Genomic DNA, 7,911 nt, shown 5'->3' with positions numbered 1-7,911 from the left:
CTCCCAGAACGCGCCCGCCCCCGCCGACCGGACCTGACGCGTCAGTCGAATCCGCCGCCGCCCTGCGGCGCCGGGATGCGGACGACGCGGTCGTCGGTGGGTCCGGGGAGGTCACCGGACTTGTTCACCGTCGCCACCCAGACCTGTCCTCCCGCACCCAGATCGGCTCCGCCGAGCATGCCGTAGGTGTCCTGCGCGATCAGTCCGGGTGCGGCCTGCGCGGCGCCGGTGCGCGGGTCGATGGGCAGGACGGCGAGTGCCCGACCCCCGGTGAGTGACACCGCGACACCACCGTCGACGGCTGTGCAGCCCGCGACGCCCGGCCGATCCGGCCACGTCCACACGGGTGTGCCCGTGGCGCCCACTGCCGAGACGCGCTGCAACCGGTCCTCGAGGACGGTGCGATCGGTGACCCACACGCCGCCGCCCACGGGGTCGAGACACACGTCGCCGACGGTCCCGATTCCGGACAGCACCACCTGAGGCGGCGGCTGCGACGGCGACGGTGTGAGGGCGGTGACCCGCAGGACCTTTCCGGCCAGGGATCCGGGATCTGCTGCCGCTGCGGGGTTTCCCGCGTCGCCCGTGACGACGGTCAGTTCGGACGGCGTGGTGAAGGTCAGTGCCCCTGCGTTCCCGCTCGCCCCTCGCGGAATACCCGTCAGGACGTCCTTCGGGGTGTCGCCGGGTGCGATGCGAACCACCCTGTTGTCGGAGGCAGTGGTGACGTACGCGTAGAGCAGGTTGTCCTCGGTGTAGGTGGGGGACAGTGCGACGCCGAGCAGGCCACCGTCACCCGATCCGTCCACGTCGACGCGCGCGATCTCCTGGGCCGGCAGGCCCGGAGTGACCTGGACTATCCGTCCGGTGCGCCGCTCGGTGACCAGTGCGGACTGCCCCCCGGGCAGGACGGTCAGCCCGCCGGTGACGTCGAGGCACGTCGCGACGACGGCGGGGTCGGGGTCGACGCACGGCACGACATCCGGCGGTGCGCCGGTCGCGTCGGGCGTGGTCGTCGGTGCGTCCGGTTGGCGTGGCTCGACCTCGCCCGCCGAGAAGGTGGGGACGGGGGTGAACGGGGTGGACGCGCTGTCGTCGAACCGGGCGCAGCCCGGCAGCACGGTCAGGGCGAGTGTGGACAGCACCGCGGTGCGGTACGCCGCACGATTGATCGCCATGTCCGAACCGTACGACAACCGACTCACCGCGCGCCGAACCGGTGGTCGGTGGCCTACCCGACCTACGCTGGGTTGCGTGACCGACAACCCGCGACAGAACCCGGCAGCCGAGGGCTTCGCCCGCTCGGTGCCCAGCACCGGCACCGCGCAGTCGGGCCGGATTCCCACCACCGACGACGATCTCGACTTCCTGCCGACCGAGCAGATCCCGACCTACAGCGCATCCGATTCGGCGACGTCAGCTCCGCATCCGACGGAGGAGTTGCGGACGGCCGATTCGTACGACCGAGACCTCGCGGCCACGTTGGCCGCGTCGACCGCGCCTCCTGCAGTGGTCGCGCCCACCGCGCCGCCCCCGACACCGCGCGGCACCCTCGACCTCGGGTTGCTCGTCCTGCGCGTCGCGGTCGGTGCCGTTGCGCTGGCGCACGGGCTGCAGAAGCTGCTGGGGATCTGGGGTGGTCCGGGACTCGACGGCTTCGAGTCGTTCCTCGTCGATGCGGGTTTCCAGCAGGCCGCCATCCTGGCGTACGCGGGCGCGATCGGTGAGGTCGTGGCGGGTGTCCTGCTGATTGTCGGATTGTTCACACCGTTCGCCGCCGCGGGTCTGCTCGCGGTCCTGATCAACGCCTGGTGTGTGCAGCAGGCAGCCGACCCCGGTCTGCAATGGTTCGCACCGGACGGCCCCGAGTTGGAGCTGTTGCTCGCGGCGGTGCTCGTCGCGATCGCGCTGACGGGCCCGGGACGTATCTCGGTGGAGGGCAGGCGCCGGTGGGCCACGAGGCCGCACATCGGCTCGTTCGTCGTGCTGCTGTTGGGTGTCGCGGGGGGCGTGTGCCTGTGGATCTTCCTCAACGGAGCGAATCCGCTCGCGTGACGTGAGGTCCGCGTTGACGCGGAGTCGCCGACCTCGACATAATGGCCGTACAAATCGGTGCGACGTGGAGGCGGGCTTGGACGTTCGAGAACCCGCCTATCAGGCGCTCGCCAATCGGCTCCGCGGCGAGATCGCCGACGGCCTCTACCGGGACGGCGTGCGGTTGCCGACGGAAGCGGAACTGGCCGTCGCACACGGCGTCAGTCGTCAGACCGTGCGCCGCGCGTTCCACGACCTGGTCTCCGAGGGCATCGTCCACCGCGTCCCGGGACGCGGCACCTTCGCCAGCGAGACCACCGGACGCTATCTACGGCAGCTGGGTTCCATCGAAGACCTGATGAATCTGTCGACCGACACGACGATGGAGATCGTGTCGCCGATGCGACGCCAGGTCGACATCGAGGCGGCGAGCCGACTCCGGCTGGACACCGATCTGCTCTATGCGGTGTCGTTCCGGCGCCTGCACGACGGGGTTCCGTTCGTGTACACGACGGTGTACCTGCCGGAGATCGTCGGCAAGGCGGTCGTCGAGGCCCCGGAACTCGCGGCGGGCGCGTCGAGCACGTACACGATGATCGGCCTGATCGAGCCGCATCTGGCGATGCCCATCGTGCAGGCCGACCAGTCGATCACGGTGGCCTCGGCGCCCGATGCCGCCGCATCCGCCGTCGGCTGCGAGCCGGGGCATCCGATGCTACGGGTGGATCGCCTCTACTCCAACGAGATCGACGAGCCGACGGAGCTCGCGATCAGCTACTTCCTACCCGAGCACTACACCTATCGGGTGACCCTGAGACGACGCTGACCGTGGTCGCACCACCTCGGGGTGCGACCACGGCCGGTTCGGTCGCCCGTCAGACGGGCAGGTTCGCCGGTATCGGCTCCGGCTCCGGCTCCGGTGCGGCCTCCACGGGTGCGGCGAGCCGTCGACCGAGCACCGACCTGCGGTACCCGTAGGCGAAGTACACCGCGACGCCGAGGGCCATCCACACCACGAACCGGATCCAGGTCTCCACCGACAGGTTCAGCATCAGCCACCCGCAGGCGAGGACCGCGAGGATCGGAACCAGCGGCACCAACGGCACCCTGAACCCGCGGGGCAGGTCCGGACGCGTGCGGCGCAGGATGACGACTCCGATGCAGACGAGGACGAACGCGAAGAGCGTGCCGATGTTGACCATCTCCTCGAGAGTGCCCATCGGGAAGAGCGCCGCGAGCACCGCGACGACACCGCCGACGAGGAGCGTGATCCGCACCGGGGTGCCGCGGCGCCCGGTCTTCGCGAGGCCACGGGGCATCAGACCGTCGCGGGACATCGCGAACAACACCCGGGTCTGGCCGAGCATCATCACCATCACGACGGTGGTCAGTCCGGCGAGGCCGCCGAAGCTGATCGCCATCTTCGCCCAGGTGATGCCATGCGCCTCGAAGGCCGTGGCCAGGGTGGCACTGCCGTCTCCCACGAGCGGGCTGCCGGTCCTCAGGTCGGTGTACTTCACCATGCCGGTGAGGACGACGGTGACCGCGACGTACAGGACGGTCACGATCGCGAGGGAGCCGAGAATGCCTCGGGGCAGGGACTTCTGCGGATTCTTCGTCTCTTCGGCGGTGGTCGCGACCACGTCGAATCCGATGAAGGCGAAGAACACGAGAGATGCCGCGGCCAGCAGTCCATACCATCCGTACGTGCTGCCGCCTGCGCCCGTGAAGAACGACAGCAGCGACTGGTGCATTCCTGCGGCGGCGTCACCTGCCTGTTCCGCCGGAGGAACGAACGGGGAGTAGTTGTCGGTGTCGATGTAGAAGAACCCGACCACGATGACGAGCAGAACCACCAGAATCTTGATGGCCGTGACGATCGCCGACACCCGGGAGGACACCTTGGTTCCGACGGCGAGGACGACGGTCAGCACGCCCACGATCACCAGTGCGCCCCAGTCCAGGTTCAGTGGTCCGATGTGCGCGATGGTGGACCCGGCGCCGAACACGTTGCCCAGGTAGAGGGACCATCCCTTCGCGACCACCGCCGACGCGAGGGCGAACTCGAGAATCAGGTCCCATCCGATGATCCAGGCGACGAACTCGCCGAATGTCGCGTACGAGAAGGTGTAGGCGCTGCCCGCGACGGGAACCGTGGAGGCGAACTCGGCGTAGCACAGGGCGGCCAGCGCACAGGCGCAGGCTGCCAGCACGAATGCCAGTGAAATAGACGGTCCGGCAACGTTTCCCGCGGTCCGTGCGGTGAGGGTGAAGATGCCGGCACCGATCACCACCGCGACACCGAACACCGTCAGATCGCGGGTGGTGAGCTCTCTTCGGAGCCGGGTGTCGGGTTCGTCGGTGTCCGAGATGGATTGCTCGACGGATTTGGTACGCCAGATTCCGGATCCGGGCATGGATGCGCTCCTCGGTGTGCTCCGGTGACCTCGTGGGCCGCGCGGGCTGGGCGGTTGCGATGTGATGTGGGTCTCACCGCGTCCACGAGGGAAGCATCGCGCCGGGCGGCAGCGCAACAGCGCGTTCGGCAGGTGCGCGTCGTGCTCACGCGATGGCGTGCCAGGTATCGCCAGCTATTCATCATGCTCAGGAAAACTGCTCGGTACGTGTCTCCGTGGCCACGTCTGTTGACAATCATGTGACGTGGATTACAGTTCGCGGTGCGGAAATCCCCGCGACCCAATCGCTCCACGACCGCGCCCCACAAGGGTGGCGTCGCCGTGATGCGCAGTGAAGGAGTATCAGTGAGCGCCCTCGACACCCTCGGCGAACAGAACTTCGAACAGCTTTCGGTTCGGCGCCTCGACGGCGGATTCGCCAGCATCGTCGCCGTCCACGACACCACTCTCGGGCCGGCGCTCGGCGGTGTCCGCATTCGCAAGTACGCCACCGACGACCTCGCGGCAGCGGACGCACTGCGACTCGCGCGAGCCATGACCTTCAAGGCCGCGCTCGCGGGGCTGCCACTGGGTGGCGGCAAGTCGGTGATCAACGCCGATCCCCGCGACGACAAGACCGTGGAGATGCTCGAGGCACACGGTCGGCACGTCGCGGCGTTCGACGGCCGCTACATTCCCGGCGCGGACATGGGCACCGGCCCCGCCGACCTCGAAGTGATCGGTCGGCACGCGCCCCGCGTCTCCAGCGACGGCCGGGACCCGTCGCCCTACACGGCCCGCGGCGTGGTCGTGTCGATGGAGACCGTGGCGAACCGATTGGGCAGCAACGGAATCGGGCACAAAGGGCTGGACGGACTTCGGGTTGCGGTGCAGGGCATCGGCAACGTGGGCCGGGGCATCGTAGAACTGCTCACCGCCCGCGGCGCGCGGGTGGTCGTTGCCGATCCGGATCCGGAGCGCGTCGCGTCGGCGGTCACGGATCACGGTGCGACCGCAACAGCGCTCGACACCGTGCTCCTCTCGGACGTCGACGTCGTGTGCCCGGCGGGTCCCGGACTCGTGGTCACCGAGGAGGTCGCCGGTCGGCTGCGTGCGAGCGCGGTGGTCGGTGCCGCGAACAACATGTTCGCCGGGCCGGGCGTCGGCGCGACTCTCGCCGCCCGCGGTGTCGCGTACGTCCCGGACTTCGTGTCCAACGCGGGAGGGTTGATCTCGTGCGCCGCCGAGATCAACGGTGAGGTCGACTTCGTGGACCGGGTCGACCGGATCGGTGTTGTCGTCGACGAGATCCTGCACAACGCGGCGGTGACCCGGTCCGATCCGGAGTCGGCCGCGATGGCTCTGGCGCATCGTCGGATCGACGCAGCGCGCCAGGGTGTGTCGGGGTAGACGCGGTGGCGCCCGTGCGGACGGCGCTTCGTCCGCACGGGCACCAGCAGGTCACGGCACCTGGCGGACGGCACCCTTGTCGGCGGACGTCGCGAGTGCGGCGTAGGCACGCAGCGCGGTCGTGACGGTGCGCTGACGGTCGACGGGCTGCCACGGCCGCTCGGACGCCTCCATCTTGGCGCGGCGCTCGGCCAGGACGTCCTCGTCGACGACGACCTCGAGCGTGCGGGTCGCGACGTCGATGCGGATCTGGTCGCCGTTCTCGACCAGGCCGATGACGCCGCCTGCCGCGGCCTCGGGGGAGACGTGGCCGATCGACAGGCCGGACGTGCCGCCGGAGAAGCGTCCGTCGGTGACCAGCGCACACACCTTGCCGAGGCCGGCGCCCTTGAGGAATGCGGTGGGGTGCAGCATCTCCTGCATGCCCGGTCCGCCCTTCGGTCCCTCGTAGCGGACCACGATGACGTCACCCGGCTTGATCTTCTTCTGCAGGATCACCGAGACGGCTTCCTCCTGTGACTCGACCACGACGGCCGGGCCCTGGAAGGAGAACAGTTCCTCGTCGATGCCCGCGGTCTTGAGGATCGCGCCGTCGACGGCGATGTTGCCGCGCAGCACGCACAGGCCGCCCTCGACGGTGTAGGCGTGCTCGATGTCGCGGATGCACCCGCCCGCCGCGTCGGTGTCGAGTGCGGACCACCGGTTGTTCGTCGAGAACGGCTCCGTGGTGCGAACCCCACCGGGTGCGGCGTGGAAGAGTTGGACTGCTTCGTCGGACGCCTTGCCGGAGCGGACGTCCCACGTGTCGAGCCACTCGTCGAAGCTCTTGGTGTGCACCGTCGACACATCGGTCTCGAGCAGGCCGCCGCGACGCAGCTCACCGAGCAGGGCGGGGATGCCGCCGGCGCGGTGCACGTCCTCCATGTGGTAGTCCGAGTTGGGGGAGACCTTCGACAGGCACGGCACCTGGCGGCTGATCTCGTCGATGGTGGACAGGTCGAAGTCGACCTCGCCCTCCTGCGCCGCGGCCAGGGTGTGCAGCACCGTGTTGGTGGAGCCGCCCATCGCGACGTCGAGTGCCATCGCGTTGCGGAACGCCTTGGGGGTGGCGATGTTCCGCGGCAGGACCGACTCGTCCTCGTCGCGGTAGTAGCGCAGCGCGGCCTCGACGACGGTGGTGCCGGCACGGCTGAACAGTGCGCGGCGGGCCTCGTGGGTGGCCAGCGTGGAGCCGTTGCCGGGCAGTGCGAGTCCGAGCGCCTCGGTGAGGCAGTTCATCGAGTTCGCGGTGAACATGCCCGAGCAGGAACCGCACGTGGGGCAGGCGCTGCGCTCGACCTCGTCCAGGCCCTCCTCGGACACGGAGTCGTTGGCGGACGCGGAGATGGCGGTGATGAGGTCGGTCGGGGCCTGTGCGACGCCACCGACGACGACGGCCTTGCCCGCCTCCATCGGACCACCCGAGACGAACACGGTCGGGATGTTCAGGCGCATCGCGGCATTGAGCATCCCGGGCGTGATCTTGTCGCAGTTGGAGATGCAGACCAGGGCGTCGGCGGTGTGCGCGTTGACCATGTATTCGACCGAGTCGGCGATGATCTCGCGGCTCGGCAGTGAGTAGAGCATGCCGCCGTGGCCCATCGCGATGCCGTCGTCCACGGCGATGGTGTGGAACTCGCGGGGGACGCCGCCCGCCGCGCGAACGGCCTCGGCGACGATGTCACCGACGTCCTTGAGGTGGACGTGGCCGGGCACGAACTGGGTGTACGAGTTCGCGATCGCGACGATCGGCTTGCCGAAGTCGGAGTCCGTCATGCCGGTGGCTCGCCACAGGGAGCGGGCTCCGGCGGCATTGCGTCCGACGGTGGTGGTGCGTGACCTCAGCGGGGGCATGGGCGTCCTTCACTCCTTGGGGCGCATCGCCGGTGGGCTGACAGGCGGGCGCGCTGTGCATCGGGTGGACCCGGCGCGCGGGGGCTGATTCGGGCGGTCAGGCCGGGGCGGTGCCCCGCTTGTCGGCAGTGCCGACGGACTGCCCGACCGGCGTCGGGGATTGCCTCAACGGTACTCG

Annotated in this window: 6 protein-coding genes; 3 read left to right on the top strand and 3 right to left on the bottom strand. The window is 69.4% G+C overall.

Going from position 1 to position 7,911, the window contains the following annotated elements:
• Nucleotides 1-41: 41 nt before the first annotated feature.
• On the bottom strand, nucleotides 42-1,178 hold the full coding sequence (locus tag FFS72_RS16480) for a PQQ-dependent sugar dehydrogenase (protein ID WP_137874948.1): 1,137 nt from the start codon (nucleotides 1,176-1,178) through the stop codon (nucleotides 42-44).
• A gap of 76 nt (nucleotides 1,179-1,254) precedes the next feature.
• Here FFS72_RS16480 and FFS72_RS16475 point away from each other — a divergent pair, with 76 nt between their 5' ends.
• Both FFS72_RS16475 and FFS72_RS16470 read left to right on the top strand, forming a co-directional pair.
• Nucleotides 1,255-2,055 carry a DoxX family protein gene (locus FFS72_RS16475; RefSeq protein WP_137874947.1) on the top strand — a complete coding sequence of 267 codons (801 nt, stop codon included), beginning with the start codon at nucleotides 1,255-1,257 and terminating at the stop codon, nucleotides 2,053-2,055.
• A 76-nt stretch (nucleotides 2,056-2,131) separates the two neighbouring features.
• Nucleotides 2,132-2,860 carry a GntR family transcriptional regulator gene (locus tag FFS72_RS16470; protein WP_137874946.1) on the top strand — a complete coding sequence of 243 codons (729 nt, stop codon included), beginning with the start codon at nucleotides 2,132-2,134 and terminating at the stop codon, nucleotides 2,858-2,860.
• 49 nt (nucleotides 2,861-2,909) lie between these two features.
• Here FFS72_RS16470 and FFS72_RS16465 read toward each other — a convergent pair whose 3' ends face one another.
• Entirely contained in the window at nucleotides 2,910-4,451 is a 1,542-nt protein-coding gene (locus FFS72_RS16465; protein ID WP_137874945.1) for an amino acid permease, read from the bottom strand.
• A gap of 345 nt (nucleotides 4,452-4,796) precedes the next feature.
• Between FFS72_RS16465 and FFS72_RS16460 the strand changes: the two genes are divergently transcribed.
• Nucleotides 4,797-5,840: a Glu/Leu/Phe/Val dehydrogenase dimerization domain-containing protein gene (locus tag FFS72_RS16460; RefSeq protein ID WP_249353365.1), complete on the top strand. Its 1,044-nt coding sequence runs from the start codon at nucleotides 4,797-4,799 to the stop codon at nucleotides 5,838-5,840.
• Between the two features lie 51 nt (nucleotides 5,841-5,891).
• On the opposite strand, the gene ilvD is transcribed toward FFS72_RS16460, so the two are convergent.
• Nucleotides 5,892-7,733 (bottom strand): dihydroxy-acid dehydratase, encoded by a 1,842-nt coding sequence (gene ilvD, locus FFS72_RS16455; protein ID WP_137874943.1) that lies wholly within the window; start codon nucleotides 7,731-7,733, stop codon nucleotides 5,892-5,894.
• Nucleotides 7,734-7,911 lie beyond the last annotated feature (178 nt).

This window comes from Rhodococcus sp. Q (genome assembly GCF_005503035.1).
Lineage (GTDB): Bacteria > Actinomycetota > Actinomycetes > Mycobacteriales > Mycobacteriaceae > Rhodococcus_G.
This window is presented reverse-complemented; position numbering and strand designations above follow the sequence as displayed.